The sequence below is a fragment of the Nostoc sp. genome (assembly GCF_036917575.1).
Classification (GTDB): domain Bacteria; phylum Cyanobacteriota; class Cyanobacteriia; order Cyanobacteriales; family Nostocaceae; genus Nostoc.
This window is the reverse complement of the sequence record NZ_JBALDC010000097.1, coordinates 47,189-68,084: the sequence shown is the minus strand read 5'-3', so window position 1 is coordinate 68,084 and position 20,896 is coordinate 47,189. Positions and strand designations below refer to the sequence as shown.

The 20,896-nt window shown below is 41.5% G+C and carries 23 protein-coding genes; 15 read left to right on the top strand and 8 right to left on the bottom strand.

Annotated features, from left to right (window positions below):
• Nucleotides 1-160: 160 nt before the first annotated feature.
• On the top strand, nt 161-1,375 hold the full coding sequence (locus V7K79_RS27795; protein WP_442938976.1) for an ABC transporter permease: 1,215 nt from the start codon (nt 161-163) through the stop codon (nt 1,373-1,375).
• A gap of 28 nt (nt 1,376-1,403) precedes the next feature.
• Nucleotides 1,404-2,099 carry an ABC transporter ATP-binding protein gene (locus V7K79_RS27790; RefSeq protein WP_335052446.1) on the top strand — a complete coding sequence of 232 codons (696 nt, stop codon included), beginning with the start codon at nt 1,404-1,406 and terminating at the stop codon, nt 2,097-2,099.
• Nucleotides 2,100-2,129: 30 nt separating this feature from the next.
• Here the strand turns inward: V7K79_RS27790 and V7K79_RS27785 are convergent, their stop codons facing one another.
• From V7K79_RS27785 to V7K79_RS27770, 4 genes are all read right to left on the bottom strand, one after another.
• Nucleotides 2,130-2,684 (bottom strand): 3'-5' exonuclease, encoded by a 555-nt coding sequence (locus V7K79_RS27785; RefSeq protein ID WP_335052444.1) that lies wholly within the window; start codon nt 2,682-2,684, stop codon nt 2,130-2,132.
• Nucleotides 2,685-2,866: 182 nt separating this feature from the next.
• Nucleotides 2,867-3,298, bottom strand: a complete 432-nt coding sequence (locus V7K79_RS27780; RefSeq protein WP_335052518.1) for a hypothetical protein — start codon at nt 3,296-3,298, stop codon at nt 2,867-2,869.
• Between the two features lie 125 nt (nt 3,299-3,423).
• Nucleotides 3,424-4,686 (bottom strand): sensor histidine kinase, encoded by a 1,263-nt coding sequence (locus V7K79_RS27775; protein WP_335052442.1) that lies wholly within the window; start codon nt 4,684-4,686, stop codon nt 3,424-3,426.
• A 21-nt stretch (nt 4,687-4,707) separates the two neighbouring features.
• Entirely contained in the window at nt 4,708-6,606 is a 1,899-nt protein-coding gene (locus tag V7K79_RS27770; RefSeq protein WP_335052440.1) for an ATP-binding protein, read from the bottom strand.
• 271 nt (nt 6,607-6,877) lie between these two features.
• Here V7K79_RS27770 and petN point away from each other — a divergent pair, with 271 nt between their 5' ends.
• The 7 genes from petN to V7K79_RS27735 all read left to right on the top strand — a co-directional run bounded on the left by petN (nt 6,878) and on the right by V7K79_RS27735 (nt 12,805).
• On the top strand, nt 6,878-6,967 hold the full coding sequence (petN, locus tag V7K79_RS27765) for a cytochrome b6-f complex subunit PetN (protein WP_012408302.1): 90 nt from the start codon (nt 6,878-6,880) through the stop codon (nt 6,965-6,967).
• A 4-nt stretch (nt 6,968-6,971) separates the two neighbouring features.
• Nucleotides 6,972-7,136 (top strand): hypothetical protein, encoded by a 165-nt coding sequence (locus V7K79_RS27760; protein WP_335052520.1) that lies wholly within the window; start codon nt 6,972-6,974, stop codon nt 7,134-7,136.
• Nucleotides 7,137-7,290: 154 nt separating this feature from the next.
• Entirely contained in the window at nt 7,291-10,431 is a 3,141-nt protein-coding gene (locus V7K79_RS27755) for a GAF domain-containing sensor histidine kinase (RefSeq protein ID WP_335052438.1), read from the top strand.
• Nucleotides 10,432-10,772: 341 nt separating this feature from the next.
• Entirely contained in the window at nt 10,773-11,528 is a 756-nt protein-coding gene (locus V7K79_RS27750) for a hypothetical protein (protein WP_335052436.1), read from the top strand.
• 287 nt (nt 11,529-11,815) lie between these two features.
• Nucleotides 11,816-12,076: a hypothetical protein gene (locus V7K79_RS27745; protein ID WP_335052434.1), complete on the top strand. Its 261-nt coding sequence runs from the start codon at nt 11,816-11,818 to the stop codon at nt 12,074-12,076.
• Between the two features lie 10 nt (nt 12,077-12,086).
• Nucleotides 12,087-12,365 (top strand): hypothetical protein, encoded by a 279-nt coding sequence (locus tag V7K79_RS27740; protein WP_334918045.1) that lies wholly within the window; start codon nt 12,087-12,089, stop codon nt 12,363-12,365.
• A complete protein-coding gene (locus V7K79_RS27735; protein ID WP_335052431.1) occupies nt 12,362-12,805 on the top strand; it encodes a type II toxin-antitoxin system VapC family toxin in 444 nt (147 codons plus the stop codon). Before V7K79_RS27740 ends, V7K79_RS27735 begins: the two co-directional genes overlap by 4 nt.
• Before the next feature lie 99 nt (nt 12,806-12,904).
• On the opposite strand, the gene V7K79_RS27730 is transcribed toward V7K79_RS27735, so the two are convergent.
• From V7K79_RS27730 to V7K79_RS27715, 4 genes are all read right to left on the bottom strand, one after another.
• On the bottom strand, nt 12,905-13,195 hold the full coding sequence (locus tag V7K79_RS27730) for a hypothetical protein (RefSeq protein WP_335052429.1): 291 nt from the start codon (nt 13,193-13,195) through the stop codon (nt 12,905-12,907).
• A gap of 254 nt (nt 13,196-13,449) precedes the next feature.
• Nucleotides 13,450-14,856, bottom strand: a complete 1,407-nt coding sequence (locus tag V7K79_RS27725; RefSeq protein WP_335052427.1) for an NAD(P)(+) transhydrogenase (Re/Si-specific) subunit beta — start codon at nt 14,854-14,856, stop codon at nt 13,450-13,452.
• Nucleotides 14,853-15,146: an NAD(P) transhydrogenase subunit alpha gene (locus V7K79_RS27720; protein WP_335052425.1), complete on the bottom strand. Its 294-nt coding sequence runs from the start codon at nt 15,144-15,146 to the stop codon at nt 14,853-14,855. Before V7K79_RS27720 ends, V7K79_RS27725 begins: the two co-directional genes overlap by 4 nt.
• Before the next feature lie 150 nt (nt 15,147-15,296).
• On the bottom strand, nt 15,297-16,469 hold the full coding sequence (locus V7K79_RS27715) for a Re/Si-specific NAD(P)(+) transhydrogenase subunit alpha (protein ID WP_335052423.1): 1,173 nt from the start codon (nt 16,467-16,469) through the stop codon (nt 15,297-15,299).
• Nucleotides 16,470-17,277: 808 nt separating this feature from the next.
• Here V7K79_RS27715 and V7K79_RS27710 point away from each other — a divergent pair.
• From V7K79_RS27710 to V7K79_RS27685, 6 genes are all read left to right on the top strand, one after another.
• Nucleotides 17,278-17,790 (top strand): DUF2808 domain-containing protein, encoded by a 513-nt coding sequence (locus V7K79_RS27710; protein ID WP_289798079.1) that lies wholly within the window; start codon nt 17,278-17,280, stop codon nt 17,788-17,790.
• A 151-nt stretch (nt 17,791-17,941) separates the two neighbouring features.
• Nucleotides 17,942-18,076 (top strand): 50S ribosomal protein L34, encoded by a 135-nt coding sequence (rpmH, locus tag V7K79_RS27705; protein WP_099102484.1) that lies wholly within the window; start codon nt 17,942-17,944, stop codon nt 18,074-18,076.
• A 26-nt stretch (nt 18,077-18,102) separates the two neighbouring features.
• A complete protein-coding gene (gene rnpA, locus V7K79_RS27700) occupies nt 18,103-18,525 on the top strand; it encodes a ribonuclease P protein component (RefSeq protein ID WP_335052421.1) in 423 nt (140 codons plus the stop codon).
• The gene (locus tag V7K79_RS27695) at nt 18,512-18,904 is read left to right on the top strand and encodes a PH domain-containing protein (RefSeq protein ID WP_322670947.1); all 393 of its coding nucleotides are present in this window, start codon (nt 18,512-18,514) and stop codon (nt 18,902-18,904) included. Before rnpA ends, V7K79_RS27695 begins: the two co-directional genes overlap by 14 nt.
• A gap of 175 nt (nt 18,905-19,079) precedes the next feature.
• Nucleotides 19,080-20,231 carry a membrane protein insertase YidC gene (gene yidC / locus V7K79_RS27690; RefSeq protein ID WP_335052418.1) on the top strand — a complete coding sequence of 384 codons (1,152 nt, stop codon included), beginning with the start codon at nt 19,080-19,082 and terminating at the stop codon, nt 20,229-20,231.
• Entirely contained in the window at nt 20,228-20,764 is a 537-nt protein-coding gene (locus tag V7K79_RS27685; RefSeq protein ID WP_335052416.1) for a Jag family protein, read from the top strand. Before yidC ends, V7K79_RS27685 begins: the two co-directional genes overlap by 4 nt.
• The last annotated feature ends 132 nt before the right edge of the window (nt 20,765-20,896 follow it).

Here is a 20,896-nt window from a genome sequence, read left to right as displayed (position 1 = left end):
ACCAAATTTAATTAGCTACGAATTAATAAAATGCTGTACTTAGATTTAGTGTCACAAGCAAAGTTTAGCAATGATCAAATCACGCAATCGCAAACCATTAATTAAACAGGCATCTACTTTAATCCGCAGTTCTTCTGTATCAGCCGTTGAAATTTTGACAATGGCGTTCGAGACATTGTGGAGTAATAAACTCCGCACTGCGCTAACAATGCTGGGTATTATCATTGGCATTATGGCAGTGATTGCTGTCACCGCCATTGGTCAAGGCACTCAAAAAGCAACTGAGCAACAACTACAATCACTTGGAACCGATATTTTGCAAGTGCAGGCGGGTGCATCTAGAAGTGGCGCGGTGCAACAGGGCGTTGGGAGTGCTACGACATTGACTTTAGAAGATGCTGAGGCGATCGCGCAACAGGTTTTAGGGGTTGAGCGGGTATCGGCTATTTTGCAACAGTCTGCCCAAGTCGTCTATGGCGAAAACAACGACTCAATGACGATTATTGGAACTGATGTCAATTATCCAGATGTACGCAACACCCATCCTCAAACAGGCAGGTTTTTTACTGAGGAAGAAGTCAAAGCCGCAAAACCTCTGGCGGTTTTAGGCCCCACCGCACGCGATGAACTACTGGGATCAGGAAGTATTGCAGAAGGCGCACAAATCCGCATCTCTGGACAAACCTATGATGTGATTGGCGTTATGGAGACGAAGGGAGCGCAAGGTCCACAAAACCCGGATGAACAAATTTATATCCCGCTTACCAATATGTCTGCTCGGCTAGTAGGAAATAATGCCGTTAAGGGAATTGCCATTCGAGGAATTTATATCAAAGTCAAAAGCCAGGAACAGCTAGACGCTGCTCAATATCAAACTACGAATCTCTTGCGGGTAAGACATGGTATTTATCCAGAGAAAGGAGATAAAGATGATTTTCGGACTGTAAATTCGGCTGATATCATTAACACGCTGACCAGTACATCTAAGCTTTTTACCGTAATGATAGTGGCGGTTGCGGTAATTTCTTTAATTGTTGGCGGTATTGGTATTGCCAATATAATGCTTGTGTCAGTGGTCGAACGAACGCGGGAAATCGGGATTCGCAAAGCGATTGGAGCGACTAGCACTGCGATTTTGAGCCAGTTTTTAGCCGAAGCAGTTGTAATTGCGGTAATTGGAGGGGTAGTTGGTATTGGACTGGGAATTGCGATCGCTTTTGCCGCCTCAAATTTGTTTAAATTTCCCTTGGTGATTTCGCTCTGGTCAATACTGTTCGGCTTTGGTTTAACGTTTGTAATTGGGTTATTGGCTGGCGTAATTCCGGCTCGCAATGCTGCCAGTCTTGACCCAATTACGGCGCTCAGAAGTGATTAAAACATTTTTGAAGTAGAGAATTACTAATATGGCAACGATGATTTGGATGGAAGAAATTCAGAAAACGTATCGTCTTGGAGAAGTCGAGGTTCCCATACTAAAGGGTATTGACTTGTCGATTGAGGAAGGCGAATACGTTTCAATCATGGGGATGTCTGGTTCGGGCAAGTCTACGCTGATGAACATCATTGGTTGCCTCGATCGCCCCACTTCTGGACATTATGTTTTAGAAGGTAGAAATTTGACGACGCTAACCGATGATGAATTGGCATATATCCGCAATCGCCGCATCGGTTTTGTATTTCAGCAGTTTAATTTGCTGGCTCGTTCTACGGCTTTAGAAAACGTGATGCTGCCAATGGTCTATGCAGGTGTTCCCAAATCGGAACGCAGAAAACGCGCACAGTCAGCTTTAACTCGTGTTGGCTTGGCAGAGCGAATGTTAAACCGTCCTAACCAGATGTCTGGTGGACAGCAACAGCGAGTAGCGATTGCCCGTGCCCTGGTTAATCGCCCTGCACTTGTTCTAGCAGACGAACCCACTGGAGCGTTAGACAGTGAAACCTCCCAGGAAGTAATGGATTTGTTGACTGAGTTAAACACTCAAGGCATCACGATTGTCATTGTTACCCATGAACCGGATGTAGCCGAGCAAACTAATCGGATCATTCATGTTAAAGATGGTTTAGCTGAAGGGGTAACAAAAAAGTTATTAACTAAGTAGGTCGGCAGAATAAAACCAAACTATTTTCGCTTAGTTTTTTTTCATCTGTCTGTAAATAGCTGCAATGTTGCGGGCATCATCAATGCCACGATGATGTGTACCTTTTAATTCTATCCCCAACTCATTGAGAGCCTGCGCCATTCCAAATCTTTTAGATACGCCAAGATATTCTGAAAATTTCTCTTTGATATTTATATGTTCTGAAGTAAAAGGATAAGGAAAATTATGAAACGCACAATCTTGAATAAATTGCTTTTTATCGTAACTACCCCAAGAACAAAAAATATAGTTGGGAAATAAATTAATCCATTCTTTAAAGCGAGAAATTGCTTCTAAAAAATTGGGTGCTTCGTCAACATCTAGCTGCCGAATACTAGTCAATTCGGTGCAAAAACCTGTCAGTTGCGGATGTCTCACTGGTTGGATGAATTGCTGAAACTCTGAATCAATTTCCCACGTTGTTCGATTGAGCATCACTGCACCGATTTCAATTATTTCCATTTCGTGACGGGGAATAGTTTTACTGTTACAGCACGTGGCTTCCAAATCGACTATCAGATAATAGTGGGAGCTTTTATTATTCATATTAGATTGATAATTAATACTAGTAATACTTTATACTTTACGTTGAAAATTATATTTTTTTGTAGTTAAACTGTATACATTGTACTACAAAAACTTCATGTTTACAGTAGCTTTGTTTTTTTCATTTATTTGAACCACAACCTTCTGTATAGGCTTACAGGTAGCTGTAAGACCACAGGAATTTAGATTGATGAAAAAGGTTTAACCAAACCCAATTGAATAGCGATATCAAGAGCGATCGCAGCCAGTGCAAACCATAACAAACTTTCTGCCGCCAACACCAAAAAAGGCCAAATTGTGCTGTGATTCCACCCAAATTCTATCTGAGTTAATCCGCGCACCAAGCCAAAGGCTAACACGCCACCAGCTTTGAGTTGGGGATTTTTATCGGAGCGGATGATATAGCGGTAGGTGACACCAAATAGGAAACCAATAAAAGTAGCAACTGCACCACTTACCCACAAGCGCCAGTTAAGATCGCTTTGCAGACATATAAGTGTCTGAAAATACGTTGCTAGTACTAGAGTATTTAACAGACTGGCGATCGCAAAAGCGAAACACACAGATAATCCCCCAATTATTCCAGCCTTCAGGGATTCTAGGCGTTCTGCCATTAATTGAGGATCTAAAGTTGGGTTCACTCTATATATAAATTCGGTATTGGGTATTGGAAAAACTTTTTCCTAGTCTCCAATATGATAAATGCTAGAGCAGTTTTGTAATCAATTAAATATTGTTTTTATGTGGGAATTTTGATGATAAACTCGGTTCCAATGCCAGGTTGAGAATTCACATCTAAAATGCCTTTGTGTTTCTCTACAACTATTTGATATGCAATCGACAAGCCAAGTCCAGTACCTTTATCAACGGTTTTTGTAGTAAACAACGGCTCAAACAAGCGTTTTTTAAGCCGTTCAGGAATACCAATTCCATTATCAGCAATCCGAATTATAATCAATTGTTCAGAATCTATTTCTGTGGTAATTTTAATCTGAGGACTTAGATTGTTGATTTTGCCTTGCATTATAGCTTCATCAAGGGCATCAACTGCATTTGCCAGAATGTTCATAAATACTTGATTCATTTCCCCTAGATAGCAGCGAACCAGTGGTAATTCTCCATAACTTTTAATAACTTCAATGCGAGAGCGATCGCCATTAGCATTGAGGCGGTGTTGCAAAATCATTAATGTGCTATCTAGTCCTTGATGTAAATCAGCAGATATTTTGGCATCCCTGTCTGAGCGACAGAAGTTGCGGAGTGAATTAGAAAGGTTTCTAATTCGTTCACTTCCTAGCTGGAGTGAATTTAAGATTTTTACTATATCTTCGAGAACAAAGTTCAGATCCAAGTCCTCAATGGCATTGGTAATTTTGGCTGTTGGGTTGGGATACTCTTGTTCATATAGTAGGAACAACTTGGTTACTCCTGCAATATGTTCTTGCAAGGGTGGAATATTGCTGGAAATAAAGTTGATCGGGTTATTAATTTCATGACCAATACCAGCGATTAGCTCTCCGAGTGTTGATAGTTTCTCTTGCTGCACTAGTTGGACTTGGGCTTTTTGCAAAGCCTTGGTGCGATCGCTAACTTGTTGTTCCAAAGATTCAGTCAATTGTTTGAGTTGTAAATGTACGCGCACTCTGGCAATAACTTCTTCTTGGGCAAACGGTTTAGGGATATAGTCTACTGCGCCAAGGGAAAATCCCTTCGTTTTGCTCTCTGTATCTGCTAAGGCTGTGGTGAAAATAATCGGAATATTTTGGGTAGCAGGATTAGCTTTGAGTCGGCGACAAGTTTCAAATCCGTCAATACCGGGCATTTGTACATCCAGTAAAATCAACTCTGGATGATTGCGTTCGATTTGAGCGATCGCACTTTCTCCATCGACTGCAACCCGGAAACGAAAACCCTCACTATTAAGTGCTTCACACACGACAGATAAATTTGTCGGATTATCATCCACAATCAAAATAAATCCGTCATTTTGAATTTTGTTCATGATGAATTAAAAATTAAAATTTTACTCCAATTGATCTATGTATTCTTGAATCAAACTTTCCAAGCGTTTGAGTTGGAAATTACTAGCAAGCTGGACGATTTGCTGGACAAAAATGCTTAACTGCCGATCGGATGTAGAAAGTTCCTCAGCCAGTTCCAATATTTTTTGAATATCGCCGTCTTCTGTCAGTTCGAGTAACTCTTGTAAAACCTCTTTAGCAGGATAAATCATCTCCTCATTTTGTCGATCAAAACTACCTGTAGAGGTTTTTTTGATTGCGTCTACCTTAACATCAAAAATCCATTCTAGATGCAAAAATTGTCGTAGCATTTCCAGCAGCGTCTCAGCTTCTACAGGCTTTGGTAGAAATGCATCTGCACCGACATCAATACTCTTGTGCTGGTCGATTGCAAACACGCTAGCTGAAGAAGCGATGATCGCAATTTCTTTAAATGGCCCAGGCTGACGCAAACGCTCGATCAACTCAAATCCAGTCAAAATAGGCATCACGAGGTCAGTGATAACCATATCTGGTTTGTGGGCTAGAGTCTGTTCCCATGCTTCCTGACCCTGGCTAGCTTCTACCACAGTAAATCCAACAGGCTCTAGTAAATTTACAATTACCGATCGATTTTCCCATTTGTCATCTGCAATCAAAATGGTGCGCCTTTGTCCTTGATAACCAATAATCGTTCCTTGCTCAACCACTCTAGAAACCTTTGCCCAGTCTTTAGATTCTGGTAATTCTGCCTCGAACCAGAAAGTACTTCCTTTGCTTAAAGTACTTTGCACCTGAATTTGACCACCCATTAATAAAACAATTTTTTGGCTGATTGCTAATCCCAAGCCTGTACCTTCAGATTGTCGTTTTTGATTTCCTACTTGCTCAAAGGGCTGGAAGATTTTATCGGCTTGTTCAGGGCTTATACCCGTGCCGGTATCTACCACCTCAAAGCGAATTTTGTAGTTAGTTTGTCCATTGGTATTTAATTGTTGAGCAACGACCTTAACTTTGAAGGTGACACTGCCTTGATGAGTGAATTTAATGGCATTACTAAGCAAGTTAATGAGTACTTGCCGCAAGCGTTTTTCATCAGCATGAATACCCGTTGGCAAATCAGGATCGAGTTCAATGTAAAATGCGATCACCTTTTGTTCTGCTCGGATGCGGCAAATTTCAGCTACGCTATCTATAAAGGCAGGCAAGTAGAAATCAACAGCATACAAATCTAGTTTTCGGGCTTCTATTTTGGAGAGATCCAGCACATCATTAATTAGGGTTAAAAGATGAGAACCACATTGATAAATGATGCTGACTCCTTTACGTCCTTTTTCACTCAGAGATTCTGTACGTTGGAGAATTTGTGTATAGCCCAAGATGCCGTTAAGAGGTGTACGTAGTTCATGACTCATATTGGCAAGAAATTCACTCTTGGCTTGGTTGGAGTTTTGAGCAGCTTCCTCTGCAAAACGTAGGTCTTTCTCGATACGCTTACGCTCGACAATTTCAGTTGAAAGAACGCGATTGATGGCTTCTAACTGGGCTGGGCTGGGTAGCGTTAGAGCTTGAGGCATGAGAAAAAATAACGCAAATGCCGTATATATCGAAATAATGGCAGTTAGAGCTTTTAAACCACCTGCAATCCAATAGTTTGGATGCCAAAGCGTCCAAATATCCATCAAGTGTCCAGTACCGCAGGCAATGATAAAAGCACCAAATAACAAAAAGACTCCATTGAAAGGAACGTCTTTACGCTTGGAAATAAAGTAAATCAGTAAAAAGGGAATAGAATAATAGGCAAGAGCGATCGTGGCATCAGAAATAATGTGGAGCGAAACTAATCCAGTTTGCCACAGATAACAATGTCCGTGGGGAACGAAACCGTTGGAGTGGAAAGGATAGTTGAAAAATGTCGGCATAATATTAGGGGTTGCTGGATTGCAACTATATACGCATAGCCCTAGTATTCCCAAAGTATTAAGTTAGAAAGCGCGATCGCTACTTTTTTATCATTGCTTAGACTACTAGCGGATCAAGAAAATTTGTTCGGTGTCTTTTTTGCGTCACCGTACAGCCCGTTGTAGACATCGCAGGCAAAACTTACAATGTCATGATAAAAAAATCTCAGCTTGCCCAATCCCTGTATGATAAATATTAGAAACCTTTTGTAATTATTTTAAAACTGGGACTATGGAGATTTTGACACTAGGTTGGGTATCGTTGTTAGTTGTGTTCACTTGGTCAATTGCAATGGTAGTGTGGGGACGTAACGGACTGTAGAGGCATGGTGGAAAGTCCATTCTTGAGTATTTTGGCTTTATTTGCTGTAGTGCTGCTCGTAGTAGTCACCGGTGGTATTGGTTATTTGACCCTGGCAGATTGGCGCGATCGCCGTCGCCGAGATGAAGACAAACGCACCACCCGCAGCGCCACTCCCAAGCGGCGATAATTTTATTTTGATTGAAAAATATTTTTGTAGGGACGCGATACTATCGTGTCCCTATACTATTTTGTATGACATTCCCAAGAAATAACTGTTACCTTTGCGATCGCAACGGGAATTATGAAATAGAAGACTTTCAATATTTAAAGTCCCACTGGGAATGGAAAACTCCTCTACTACTCAACCCATACAACCAAATTCCGAACGGCAAGAATCTTATTCAGACGTGACACTCTCTTTGCGTCAGAATGAACAACAAAAAGCCTTATCTGGAGTTATTGCCCGCATTCGGGAGTCTCTAGACATAGAAACTATCTTTAAAATTACAGTTACTGAAGTCCGCCAACTTCTGAAAACCGATCGGGTTAGCGTGTTTCGTTTTTATCCTGATTTGGCCTGGGAAGGAGAATTTATCTACGAAGATGTGGCAACAGAATGGGATTCAGCATTAACAGCTAAACTGCGCGACCACTGCTTTAGTGAAGAGTTCGCCCAATTGTATCAGCAAGGTCGGATTAGAGCAATAGCTGATATTTATCAAGTTAATGCTAGTGATTGCTACATCCAGATTCTAGAAAAATTCCAAGTACGTGCCAATATAACTGCCCCCTTGATCAAAGGTAAAGATTTATGGGGATTGTTGTGTATTCATCAGTGTGGTAATCCTCGACAATGGGAAGCATCAGAAATTGAGTTTGTGCAATTAATCGCCGAACATCTAGCAGTTGCTTTACAGCAATCAGATTTCCTTGAACAAGTCAAACTACAATCAGCAGAACTAGCACAAGCAAAAGCCAGAGAAAAAGCAGCCCTATGGCAGAAAACTGTAGCCATTACCATTGAGAAAATTCGTCAGTCCCTCGATTTGGAAAGCATTTTCCACACAACCACCGCAGAACTTAGGCAGCTGCTAAATGCCGATCGCGTAGCTATTTATCGCTTCAATCTTGATTGGAGTGGTGAATTTGTGTTTGAATCAGTGGCAGAGGGTTGGGTTTATCTCATAGAGAGACAGTCGCAACGGCCGGAATTGAAAGAGAACGTCAGCGAATGTAGCGCTAGAGATTTAGCTAAACCCCCAGTCGCTGATACCTATTTACAAGATACAGAAGGTGGTAACTTCAGTCAGAGTGAAGTGTACCGAATTTGTAATGATATTTACAATTCAGGTTTTAGTGACTGCTACATTAAAATTTTAGAGATATATCAAGCAAGAGCTTATGCGATCGTTGCCATTTACCACGGTCAGAAGCTCTGGGGCATGCTAGCAGCGTACCAAAATGCTGGATCTCGTGATTGGCAAAAAGATGAAGTTTACTTGCTTACTCAAGTGGGCACCCAACTAGGTGTGGCTTTGCAGCAAGCAGAATTTATCCAACAAATGCAAATCCAAGCAGCAGACATCAGTAAAGCTGCTGAAAGGCAAAGGGCGTTGGCGCACACCGTAGAAAAAATTCGTCACTCACTTGATATTGAAGCTATCTTTAAAACCACTACTCAAGAAGTTCGTCGGCTATTAGAAGTAGAACGAGTCGCAATTTATCGCTTCTATCCTGATTGGAGTGGGGAATTTGTGGCTGATTCCATCGTTGATGGCTGGACACCAATGATTAAGCCGCAGCCAGTGACAGAACGCGCTCTTGTGCAAGGGAAACAAGCAAGTAAGTATGCACGTAATGAAGTTTTTGTACCAATTTCTCAAGGCGAAAAACTCTGGGGATTGTTAGTAGCTTATCAAAACTCCCAGCCTCGTTATTGGCAAGATGAAGAAATCAACTTGCTAGCACAAGTTGGCGTTCAATTGGGAGTAGCATTACAGCAAGCTGAATCCTTGACACAGATGCAGGTGCAAGCTCAAAAACTGGCTCAAGCCGCCGAACGAGAACGGAAAGCAGCCGAAAGGGAGAAGGCCCTGGCTGCAACCGTAGAGAAAATCCGCCACTCTCTTGATATTGACACCATTTTTGCTACTAGTACAGAAGAAGTCCGACGGTTATTAGAAGTTGACCGAGTGACAATCTATCAATTCCGAGCTGATTGGAGTGGCGAATTTGTTGCTGAGTCTTTAGCTCAAGGTTGGAGACCAGTAAAGAAAATTGTATCTGCGATGTCTACGACAGGCGTAGCTGCCTCAGATGATTACTTGCAAAAAAACCAAGTAGGAGACTTTGCTAATGGTAAAACTCTGGTCATTAAGGATATTTACAGCACAGATGATTCTATTCCTTATGTTGCCTTAATTGAACGAATGGAGGCTAGGGCATATATGATTGTGCCGATTTTTCAGGGTGAGAAACTTTGGGGATTACTAGCAGCTTATCAAAATATTAAACCCCGTGATTGGCAAGAAGATGAGGTAGATTTGCTGATGCAAATCGGTACTCAGTTAGGGGTAGGACTTCAACAAGCGGAATTACTCGAACAAACTCAATGTCAAAAAGAAGAGTTGACCCAGACTCTTAAAGAATTACAGGATACTCAGAGCCAGTTAATTCAAAGTGAGAAAATGGCAGGACTAGGACAGTTAGTTGCTGGTGTAGCACATGAAATTAATAACCCGATTAGTTTCATTTATGGCAACATCACTTATGTTACTGAACATACCGAAAATTTATTTAAATTACTGCACCTTTATCAGAAACAGTATCCTGTAGTAACAGGAGAAATTCAAAAGCAAACAACAGCAGTGGATTTAGATTTTATTAGTGATGACTTGCCCAAAATTTTGACTTCAATGAAGATGGGGGCAGAGCGGATCTCTCAATTAGTCTTGTCGTTACGAAATTTTTCTCGACTTGACGAAACAGGAATGAAGCCCGTTGACCTTCATGAAGGTATTGATAGTACTTTGCTAATTTTACAACATCGACTGCAACCACAAACTAATTCTTTTGCTATTGAGGTAGTTAAGCAATATGGTGAATTGCCTCCAGTAGTCTGCTATGCAGCCCAGATGAATCAGGTTTTTATGAATATTCTCAACAATGCGATCGATGCATTGGAAAACTCAGTAACTAGTGGAAAAATAATTGAGAATCCTAAAATTTGCATACGTACAGAAATCATAGAAGAGAATACTGTTTTGATTTGGATTGCTGACAATGGTTGTGGGATTCTAGAGACTGTGCGATCGCGTATTTTTGAACCTTTCTTTACCACCAAACAACCTGGTCAAGGCACTGGTTTAGGTCTATCTATTAGTTATCAAATTATTGTAGAAAAACACGGCGGCCAACTCAAGTATGTTTCTGAATTTGGTAACGGCTCTGAGTTTTGTATCCAAATTCCGAGCAAACTATGAGTTAGCTAGAAAAATTCCAAGCCCAACACAGCACTATCAGACGACGATAATTTTTTTATATTTCGCTCAAAGGTAGAAATATTTATTAGCACTTTTACACCTATGCTACAATCAGCCCTTAGCTTCGAGAACAGTTACTCTGTTGGATAGCTTACAGAAAAAGTGAATACTACTTGTTGTTGGGCTTTCACTAAAAGGTCTGAAAAGTTTGATTTTTATTAATATATATAATTATAGATTTATATAGTCCGTAAGTCTTACCTAAGAATGAGGGCAATTCCGTAGAGTCTTTATAAAGTGATACCTGTACACTTATTTAGTTTTGTTACGGAAATTACACCATGAGTTCTCAACAAAAATCCAATAGTAAACAAGGGGAAACTTCTGCCAAGAAAGAAAGCACAGCAGCTAAAAAAGCTGATAAAGCTGATAACTTGGATTTAGATTCGCTTCTTTCTGCACTAGAAGGAGACTTGACTGCTCTTGATAGCGAAACTGCTACTGGCTTAATCGATGAGTGGTATACTTATTTACACAAAGTAAAAGAGCCAGAAATCAAAGAAATTGCCGATAACCTCAAGCAACTCAAGCAACTGGTCAAAAGTGGTAAGGCCACAGGTCATGAAATTGGTGAAGTGTTAACTGAAATTGGTGAGCAAACAGGCAATGTTGCTTCTGATACTGATAAGGAACTAAAAACTCCGTTACAGAAGTTGGGTAAGCAACTTCGCAATATAGGTGTTTCACTAGGTAAGGCAGAAGACCGCGAACAGATTGAAGACATAGAATCAGTAATAGAAACCCTTGAAGGAGACTTGACTAAAATTGAACCTGAGGCGGCGCAAGGTGCGATTGATACGTGGTACAGCTTATTGCATAAGTCTGAAAACGAGAATCTCCAAGAAGTTGCTAATGGACTTAAAGAACTTAAGCAACTCTTGAAGCGCAAAACCGCCAAAGGTGCTGACTTTGCCGAGGTGCTAACGAAACTGGGCGAACAAACTCAACAAGCTGCAACTGAAGCCCCAAGGGGATTTAAGGGGCCAATTCAAAGATTAGGTAAGCTTTTAAGTAAAGCTAGTAAGTCATTGGATTAATTTTCAAGTCTGCTTAATTACTAATAAAAAAAGCACCTTATTTTACTTTGGCTAAGGCTAATGTAGAGTGGGGTGTTTTGTATAACATCACTACGTTTTCGCGTCTTACAACTGGTTTATCTCAGTTACCATATTTATTAACGAAGTACAAACAGACTAAGACACAAAGGAAGAAGAGGCGATCACGTTTCAATAAAAAGCAAGCGATCGCACAATGGAGATTTTGCAGGCGATCGCTGATCATAATTTCACTACCATTAGTAATATAAGTTGCTCTATGAATTAATATGGTAACTAAAGAAATTCTCCAAGCACTCGCAAACCTGAGCATAAGCGATCGCCTAAAGATAGCTGAATCAGCCCTACAATTGGTTCTTAAAGAAAAACACTCACTTACCAAAGATGAGCAAAAATGCCAATTAACACTAGCCGCAATGACAGCTATTGCAGATTATGCATTTGGTAGTGAATTAAATATATTCTCAGACTTAGAGGGAGAAGACTTTTGCGATTATCCAGATGAAGACTTCTACAACTCAGGGAATTAGGAGACGACAAATGACCATACAGCTACAATTGAAACCAGAAATAGAGGCTCGTCTCATTGCTGAAGCTGCTGCACAAGGTTTATCGGTAGAAGCTTATCTTGCATCTCTGATTGAAAACAGTTTAACCAGCCATGAAGAAAGTTTTTTTTATCAAGTATCAACTCAAGAAGAATGGGAAGCTATATTAACAGATTTAATAAATAGTCCTGCTTTTTCTTTAGCACCAGCACTTTCAGATGAAGCAATTAGTCGAGAGAGTATTTACACCAGAGAAGATGAAATGTTATGAGCTATTTGGTGGATACTAATATTTTGCTGCGTTTGGTGCAGAAGAATAGCCCAATGCACTTTGATACTCAAAGAGCTATATTGATGCTCAAGAGACAAGGGGAATTATTATATATAATTCCACAGAATCTCATTGAGTTTTGGGCTGTTGCGACAAGACCAATTAATAGTAATGGTTTAGGTTTATCCACGGCTCAAGCAGTAGAAGAAACTGATAAACTCAAAAAAATATTTATACTACACCTTGATACACCTGCTATTTTTGGTGAGTGGGAATCTCTAATTGTTAAATACCAAGTCATGGGAAAACAGGTGCATGATGCACGTTTAGTTGCAGCGATGATAACACACCAGATTACACATCTACTTACATTTAATATTGATGACTTTAAACGTTTTTCTGCGATTGTAGTTGTTGATCCGCGCAGTGTTACACCGTAGTCTTAATTATATTGCAGAGCGATCGCACTGTAGAGATTTTTGAGGCGATCGCTCTTTTTAACGAACCGCAGAGGCGTAGAGAACACTGAGGAAGTAATATCAGCCGAAAGTGCTTTTGCCTGTAATAGCTTTTGCAGCTAAGTACGCACGATGTGTAGAAGAATTATCTTGCTGTAGTAAAATATCGTTTTGGTTTTGTCTTATTTTCTTTTCTTCTACTAAAAATTGACGCAACCATTTTTCTCTTTTACTTGCTTCCTCTTTAGTTATTTGTTCTGTCTCTTGCTTCAGTTGTTGTGATGAATTCATAGGGAGAGGGCCAAATAATGAACATGGTTCTTGATTGAGCTTTTCGCCAAAAAGGGAATGAGGAAGATGGTTGTAAGTCATGTAATCATCCTTATTTAATAAAGATACTTATTATATAATATAGAACTCCTATTTTATTTTTAAAAGCATACTTAGACGAAAATATTTGTTAAGTAAAGCTTTTATTTAAAAAACTTTTCATTAATCAAACCGAAGTCCTATGGAATATTCACTTAGATAATATTTTTATAATTAAAAAATTTGCCTTGGGAATATCACACCCCAAGGCAAGCTAACTCTCTAAATTCTTCCTTCGCGCCTCTCTCTGCGGTTCGTTAAAGTTGCTTCACTTCCGAAACCAACTTCGCCACCATATCTTTCGCACTACCGAAAAGCATCGTAGTTTTATCCTTGTAGAACAACTCATTATCTACACCGGCAAAACCCGTACTCATCCCGCGCTTAATTACAATTGTCTGCTTCGCCCGATCTACTTCCAAAATCGGCATACCATAAATTGGGCTATTTGTATCACTCCGCGCCGCCGGATTTACCACATCATTTGCCCCAATTACCAAAGCCACATCCGCTTGTTCAAACTGGGGATTAATATCATCCATGTCGTACAACTGGGTATAAGCCACATTTGCCTCTGCTAGCAACACATTCATGTGTCCCGGCATTCTCCCAGCAACAGGGTGAATGGCATACTTGACATCAACGCCCATTTTTTCTAACTGATCTGACAATTCCCGGACACTATGTTGCGCTTGGGCAACTGCCATACCATAACCAGGTACAATTACCACAGAACGGGCATAACCCAACATCATCGCCCCTTCTTCGGGATCGATACTGCGGACAGTTTGATCAGTTGCACCACCACCAGCAGCAGCACCACCAGAAGTAGATCCTGTACCAAAAGCACTGAACAACACACTGAAGAGAGAGCGGTTCATTGCCTTACACATAATTTCGGTGAGGATTAAGCCAGATGCTCCTACCAAAGCCCCAGCGATGATTAACATATTGTTCATCACCACGAAACCAGCAGCCGCCGCCGCCACACCTGACAACGAGTTCAACAGTGAAATTACCACCGGCATATCGCCGCCACCAATGGGGATGACGAACATCACACCCAGCACTAAGGAAACAGCTACCACTCCTAAGAATATAGGTAAGCTATCTGGTGTGATGATTAGATAGGCACTGCCTACCAAATAAGCACCCAGAAGCAACAGGTTAAATGGTTGCTGGAAAGGAAATGTAATCGGAGAACCGCTAATTAAACCTTGCAATTTAGCAAAGGCTAAAAAACTACCTGTGAAGGTAACGCCACCGATTAACACGTCCAATAGCATGGAAATGTTCACATCTAAGGGTACGGGTGCGCCAGAATCCAATAATCGCCAGAATTCGGCAACAGCGACTAATGCTGAAGCCGCACCACCTAAACCGTTGAGTAAGCCCACCATTTGGGGCATTTCCGTCATTTGGACTTTATAGGCAACGATCGCCCCAATTCCCGATCCAATCGCCAAGCCCAACAATATCATCTCGTAGTTCAACACGTGCCGATCTAGCATTGTCGCTACAATTGCCAGCAGCATTCCCACAGATGCAACCACATTACCGTTTCGCGCTGTAGCTGGTGAACCCAGCTTTTTCAAACCAAAAATGAATAAGGATGCAGCGACTAGATATGTCAGCTGAATGCCAGTTGGTAAAAAGTCGCTCACGCCTTAATCTCCTTTTTCTTGAACATTTGCAGCATTCTATCTGTGACTAGAAAGCCACCTACAACGTTGACTGTAGCTAGTATTACAGCAATTAAACCGAGAATCACTGACACACTTGTGTCTCTAGCACCTGAGGCCACTATTGCCCCAAGTACCGAAATGCCAGAAATTGCATTTGAGCCTGACATTAGGGGTGTGTGGAGAGTCGGTGGTATTTTGTTGATAACTTCAAAGCCAATAAAAGATGCCAAAACAAATACAAACAAAGCAGCAAGTAATGCCTCTGTCATGAAATCAAAACTCCTTTTAGGAATGGGTATTGGGTACTGGGGATTGGGTACTGGGGATTGGGTATTGGTGTATTGGGTACTGAGAAAGTATTGCTAAGTATCTATTTCTTAGTCCCTAGTCCCTAATCTTCAGTCCCTAATCTTCAGTCCCTAATTAACCGCCGGTTGTTGAGTATTCGATGCTTGTAGTGCATCCCGCACTCGTTGATTGCGAATTTCACCAGCGTGGGTAACGCAAGCTGCATCAACGATGTCGTCGCTAAAGTCTACCTGTAAAGCTTTGTCTTTAATTAGCAATTGCATCAACGATGTTACGTTCTTGGCATACAATTGGCTGGCGTGAATTGGCATCGATGAGGGGAGATTGATGGGGCCGATAATTGTTACACCATTCCACACAATATCTTTACCGGGTTCTGTGCAGGCGCAGTTACCACCCTGATCAGCAGCCAAATCCACAATCACTGAACCTGGTTTCATTTGTGCCACCATTTCTTCTGTAACCAGCCGTGGTGCTTGTCTCCCAGGAACTTGGGCGGTGGTAATTACCACATCAGAATTTTTGACGTGTTCGGCGACAACTTCTTGGGTACGTTGTTTGCTAGCCTCAGAAATTTCCTTGGCGTAACCGCCAGCAGCAACGGTTTCTTCGTCTAATTTGACTTCAACGAATTTTGCCCCTAAGCTTTGCACTTCTTCTTTGACGGCGGGACGAATATCAAAGGCTTCTACTACTGCTCCCAAACGTCTAGCGGTGGCGATCGCTTGCAATCCGGCGACACCAGCGCCCATAATAAATACTTTCGCTGGGGCGATCGTGCCTGCGGCTGTGGTTAACATCGGAAAGTATTTCGGTAACGCTGCGGCGGCAATTAATACTGCTTTGTAACCGGCTAATGAAGCTTGCGAAGACAAAGCATCCATACTTTGCGCCCTGGTGGTACGGGGGATCATCTCCATACTCAAAGCTGTGACTTTCCGATTTGCTAGTTGTTGCGCCACAACAGGATTTCCCAAGGGATTGAGGAAACTGACTAAAACAGCCCCTTCCTTTAACAAATCAATTTCTGAGCGTCCATCTTCTCGTTCTTGCGGTGGACTTACTTTCAGCAGAATATCTGTTTCACCCCATAATTTGGCAGTATCGCTGATGATTGTGGCTCCTGCGGCTTCATAGTCAGAATCGCCAAAAAATGATCGCTCTCCTGCACCCGCTTCTACCCACACTTCTAAACCTTGTTTTACCAATCGGGCAACGGTGTCAGGAATTAATGCCACACGACGTTCACAAACTTCAATTTCTTTAGCAACTGCTATTCTCATGAAATCTCCTGAAGATAAATACCTAATCTCTGCTACGTAAGCGATTGTCCAGACGAGGGGTGTTCCGCGCTCATAGTAATTAGGCAGGAACATCAGCCATGAATTTTACTTGTAGATTGAACCTTGAATCTTTCTTCTCCCACTCTTAGCTCTCCAGACAAAGCCTGATTTTTTTGTAAAGTTCTGAGCGGAGGGAACCTCCGATCGGACTTTCTGCTTTGCCGCTCGCAGATGTCATATTTTCAGATAGTTGCAAACAGGGTTACGTATTGCACATCCTAAATTGATTCCCAAATTTTGCATCTTTATCTTTAGCTTGTTTTCGGGATTGAGAAATATTGGTATTCCTTTCTTATAGAGTAATATTGACCGAATTTTTAAAGCTTTATAATTTCCCAATCAAATTTTAATAATTACGATTGCGATTCCAACTTATTTTAATCAATTTAGCCCATGTTAACTGGCGATCGCTGATGACATGGATCAAATTTTATAACAAAATTCTCAAATTTAGATACACTTATACATATTTAGAAACACAATCCAACCCCAACTGTGTTTATATTTAGTGTAAATTTGACCAACTTGGTAATCAAATCAGGGCTACATAAGGGTAATGAAGTCACTTAGATATATGTTTACTTTGTTACTAAGTGATTATGCTGTTGCCTAAACTTCAGGTAGGACGACACTTTTTTTGGAAATTAAACGTCCATTGTTAGGAAGCCAGTAGTAAAGTTTAGTAAAGAATACTAACACACAGTTATTTTAGATAACAGATTTATATTTTGGTAGAGGAAGCCTAATTATGCGACGTTTACTTTCTGCTTTAGCCGTGACTAGCTTTTTGGTTACTGGATTACCAGCCTTAACTTTGGCGCAAAGCTTACCTGGATTTACGCTCTTTAGCGGCGTCAAACAAGAAAATCAGCTACCCTTCCGGTTAGATTTTGGTGGACAAGCTAATGGTTGGGACCGATACATATTAAAGATTCCAGCCAAAAGAATGAAATTGGCAGTTGGTCAATTTGCCATTACCTACCCTGATTATTACAAAGGAACTTTTGACCAGAAAAAAATTGAAGTCCGAGTCAAAGGCAAAGCAGTTCCGCTTTCTGAGGTGAAGTGGGACAAAGAAGGTAAACTGATTAATATTTTTCCTCAAGAGCCAGTGCCAGCAGGTAGTGCAGTTGAAGTAGTGTTATCTAACGTGAAAAACCCATCGTTCGGCGGAGTTTACTATTTTAACTGCCAGGTGCTCTCCCCTGGGGATGTACCACTACTGCGTTACATGGGAACATGGATTTTGAGCATTAGTTAAGAGTGGGGATACGGGGACAAGGGGACAGGGGACAAAGAAAATAACCTTGCCCAATGCTCTGTTTGCCCAATTGCCAATTTGCAATTCCCTAATAAAGTGATACGATTAGAGATTGTGAGTTTTTATAAAAATCACCTAAGGGGAGAACAATATGAAAAGAACACTGGGCGGCACTAGTCGTAAGAGAAAAAGAACTTCTGGTTTTCGCGCTAGGATGCGGACACCAGACGGCAGAAACGTGATTAGCGCCAGAAGAAAAAAAGGACGTCACCGTCTGAGCGTTTAGAGCATATCAAGCGATAAAGAGCATCTGTGGCTTTGCCCAAAGCAAATCGGCTAAAATCCCGAAAGGATTTCCAGGCAGTTTTCCGAGAAGGAATTCGGCGTCATGGCTCTTATTTAACATTGAGAGCCTTAAAGCCGTTATGTTCAACAAAACTTCTTTTAAACACTGCCACCCAGACTACACAAGCAATTGACTCAGCACATCTTGCCAGCACGCGGATTGGCATTTCGATTAGCACAAAAGTCAGTAAAAGGGCAGTGGTTCGTAACCGAATCAAACGGCAAATTACTGCTGCTTTATACAATTTGCTGCCAAAATTATCACCAGGATGGCGGCTAGTATTTATTGTTAAACCCACAGCAGCAGAATCTAAGTGCGTAAGCCCACAATTTCTGCAAGAATTAGAGCAGTTGTTGGCACAAGCTGAGGTGTTCGATGGGAATTCGTGAAGATGTTTATTATGAAGGTGGCCCCCATGTTGGGGATTTAATTGTCAACCTGCTGATTGGGTTAACCATTGTCGGGCTACCATTAGCAGTCGGGGCAATTGTCAGGGCATTGTGGCTGCGTTTCCGCATCACCGATCGCCGAATTACTGTTACCGGAGGTTGGCAGGGGCGCGATCGCACTGACGTAATTTATTCCGAAATTGTCAAAATCGTCAAAGTTCCTCGTGGCATTGGCTTTTGGGGAGATATGGCCATTACTCTAAAAAACGGCAGTCGTCTCGAATTGCGCGCAATTCCCAAGTTTCGGGAAGTCTATGACTACATTAACGAAAGAATTGCTGCAAAAAATCCTGAATTTAGCGGCACTGCCAATAAGTGATGGAAGTAGGAGCAGAGGAAGCAGGGGAAGAAAAACTATTTATTGCCCAATGCCCTGTTTGGCCAATGCCCCATTTATAATGTGCGGCTATCCGTAGCGAGAGATAGTCGCCGACAGATCGTGATTTAGATAAACTTAGATTCAGTTTACAGTACCTCAGGTTGAATTCAGAATAATGGATTTTGGTATCGGCTTTCTCTCGAACAACGTGATGCTGCCAATCATAGATTTTTTCTATGGTATTGTGCCTAGCTACGGATTAGCGATCGTTGCTTTGACCTTGATAGTCCGCTTTGCGCTCTATCCCCTGAGTGCTGGCTCAATTCGCAACATGCGGAAAATGCGAATTGTACAACCTCTGATGCAAAAGCGGATGGCAGAAATTAAAGAGCGCTATAAGGATGAACCGCAAAAGCAGCAGGAGGAAATGGTTAATGTCCAGAAGGAATTTGGCAACCCTTTGGCAGGCTGTTTTCCATTACTAGTGCAAATGCCAGTTTTGTTAGCGCTGTTTGCCACTTTGCGGGGTTCGCCTTTTGCAAGTGCGAACTATAGCGTTAACCTGCAAATTCTTCCCGCAGAACAAATCGAACAAATTCAACCGCAAGCCTTTGCCACTGCTCCTCAAAATATTTACGTTGCAGATGGAGAACACGTTAAAGTAGCTGCGATTATTCCTAGCGGAAACAAACTGGCGGTAGGAGAACAAACCAAGATACAGTATCAGACTGTTGCAGGTAAACCATTTCAGGTGCTTTTAGCTGAACATCCAGAAAATAAGCTGATTCCTGATTGGAAAATTACTAAAGGTGAAGATAGGATAAAAATTGATCCCCAAGGCAATGTAGAAGCCTTGCAACCGGGAGATGTCACCATTCAAGGTACAATTCCTGGATTGGCAGCAGAAAAAGGCTTTTTATTCATTGATGCTTTGGGCAGGGTTGGCGCACAAGATGCAGATGGCACAATCCACTGGGATATTGTCGCCATGATCGTCTTCTTTGGAATCAGCCTTTATGTTAGCCAAATGCTTTCCGGGCAAAATTCCAGCGGCGGCAATCCACAGCAGGATACAGTTAACAAAATCACCCCCGTCATCTTTTCTGGGATGTTTTTGTTCTTCCCTTTACCTGCTGGGGTACTGATGTATATGGTGATTGGTAATATTTTCCAGACTGCACAAACTTATCTTCTCTCCCGCGAACCTCTACCGGAGGAACTGCAAAAAATTGTAGAAACCCAGGAGAAAGAAGCAGTAGTCACAGAACAAAAAGCATTACCGTTTGAACCAAAAAGTCCTAAGAAAAAGGCGACAGGGGGATCATGAGTGACATTCCGATGCAGCGAGGTCAGCAGTGGTTAAAAACTCTGCTGGAACTCACTGGAATACCTGCTGAGATTCAGGGTGATTTAAAAACTGCTCAATCTCAAGATGGTGATTCCCCAGAACCAGATAACTACTGGTTGACTATTGACCAAACCAATTTGACATCAGAACAAATCCAGCTATTAATTGGTGCTGATGGTTCTGTGTTAGATGCGATTCAGTATCTAGTAAATTCGGTTCTAAACCTTAGCCAATCCCCGGAAGAACAAGCCTCTTACACCACTGAGTTAAATGGCTACCGGGTCAAAAGAGAAGCCGAAATTCGCGCATTAGCAGAAGCAGCAGCCGATGAAGTGCGCTTTTCTGGTAGAGAAGTGGAAATCAAATCTCTTAGTTCTGCTGAACGGCGTCAAGTTCATACCTTCTTGAAGGAATTTGGAGATTTAGAAACCTTCAGTCGCGGTAAAGAGCCACATCGTCATCTGGTTGTCTGTCCAGCTTCGTTGGAAGGAGTTAGGAGTTTGGAGTTATGAGTTTAGAGTTAATTGAAAACTCATAACTATAATATAATTTCAAAACTTCTCTTGTTATTAAGAGATAAAATAAACATTCAATATCAGTGTAATTACTGGTAATTACGATAAATTTTAGTGAGGATGTCTCAC

Bases quoted from the DNA above. Each gene is read 5' to 3' on its own strand.
- V7K79_RS27795 (WP_442938976.1), top strand. From the start codon at position 161: ATGGCGTTCGAGACATTGTGGAGTAATAAACTCCGCACTGCGCTAACA.
- V7K79_RS27790 (WP_335052446.1), top strand. From the start codon at position 1,404: ATGGCAACGATGATTTGGATGGAAGAAATTCAGAAAACGTATCGTCTT.
- V7K79_RS27785 (WP_335052444.1), bottom strand. From the start codon at position 2,684: ATGAATAATAAAAGCTCCCACTATTATCTGATAGTCGATTTGGAAGCC.
- V7K79_RS27780 (WP_335052518.1), bottom strand. From the start codon at position 3,298: ATGGCAGAACGCCTAGAATCCCTGAAGGCTGGAATAATTGGGGGATTA.
- V7K79_RS27775 (WP_335052442.1), bottom strand. From the start codon at position 4,686: ATGAACAAAATTCAAAATGACGGATTTATTTTGATTGTGGATGATAAT.
- V7K79_RS27770 (WP_335052440.1), bottom strand. From the start codon at position 6,606: ATGCCGACATTTTTCAACTATCCTTTCCACTCCAACGGTTTCGTTCCC.
- petN (WP_012408302.1), top strand. From the start codon at position 6,878: ATGGAGATTTTGACACTAGGTTGGGTATCGTTGTTAGTTGTGTTCACT.
- V7K79_RS27760 (WP_335052520.1), top strand. From the start codon at position 6,972: ATGGTGGAAAGTCCATTCTTGAGTATTTTGGCTTTATTTGCTGTAGTG.
- V7K79_RS27755 (WP_335052438.1), top strand. From the start codon at position 7,291: ATGGAAAACTCCTCTACTACTCAACCCATACAACCAAATTCCGAACGG.
- V7K79_RS27750 (WP_335052436.1), top strand. From the start codon at position 10,773: ATGAGTTCTCAACAAAAATCCAATAGTAAACAAGGGGAAACTTCTGCC.
- V7K79_RS27745 (WP_335052434.1), top strand. From the start codon at position 11,816: ATGGTAACTAAAGAAATTCTCCAAGCACTCGCAAACCTGAGCATAAGC.
- V7K79_RS27740 (WP_334918045.1), top strand. From the start codon at position 12,087: ATGACCATACAGCTACAATTGAAACCAGAAATAGAGGCTCGTCTCATT.
- V7K79_RS27735 (WP_335052431.1), top strand. From the start codon at position 12,362: ATGAGCTATTTGGTGGATACTAATATTTTGCTGCGTTTGGTGCAGAAG.
- V7K79_RS27730 (WP_335052429.1), bottom strand. From the start codon at position 13,195: ATGACTTACAACCATCTTCCTCATTCCCTTTTTGGCGAAAAGCTCAAT.
- V7K79_RS27720 (WP_335052425.1), bottom strand. From the start codon at position 15,146: ATGACAGAGGCATTACTTGCTGCTTTGTTTGTATTTGTTTTGGCATCT.
- V7K79_RS27715 (WP_335052423.1), bottom strand. From the start codon at position 16,469: ATGAGAATAGCAGTTGCTAAAGAAATTGAAGTTTGTGAACGTCGTGTG.
- V7K79_RS27710 (WP_289798079.1), top strand. From the start codon at position 17,278: ATGCGACGTTTACTTTCTGCTTTAGCCGTGACTAGCTTTTTGGTTACT.
- rpmH (WP_099102484.1), top strand. From the start codon at position 17,942: ATGAAAAGAACACTGGGCGGCACTAGTCGTAAGAGAAAAAGAACTTCT.
- V7K79_RS27695 (WP_322670947.1), top strand. From the start codon at position 18,512: ATGGGAATTCGTGAAGATGTTTATTATGAAGGTGGCCCCCATGTTGGG.
- yidC (WP_335052418.1), top strand. From the start codon at position 19,080: ATGGATTTTGGTATCGGCTTTCTCTCGAACAACGTGATGCTGCCAATC.
- V7K79_RS27685 (WP_335052416.1), top strand. From the start codon at position 20,228: ATGAGTGACATTCCGATGCAGCGAGGTCAGCAGTGGTTAAAAACTCTG.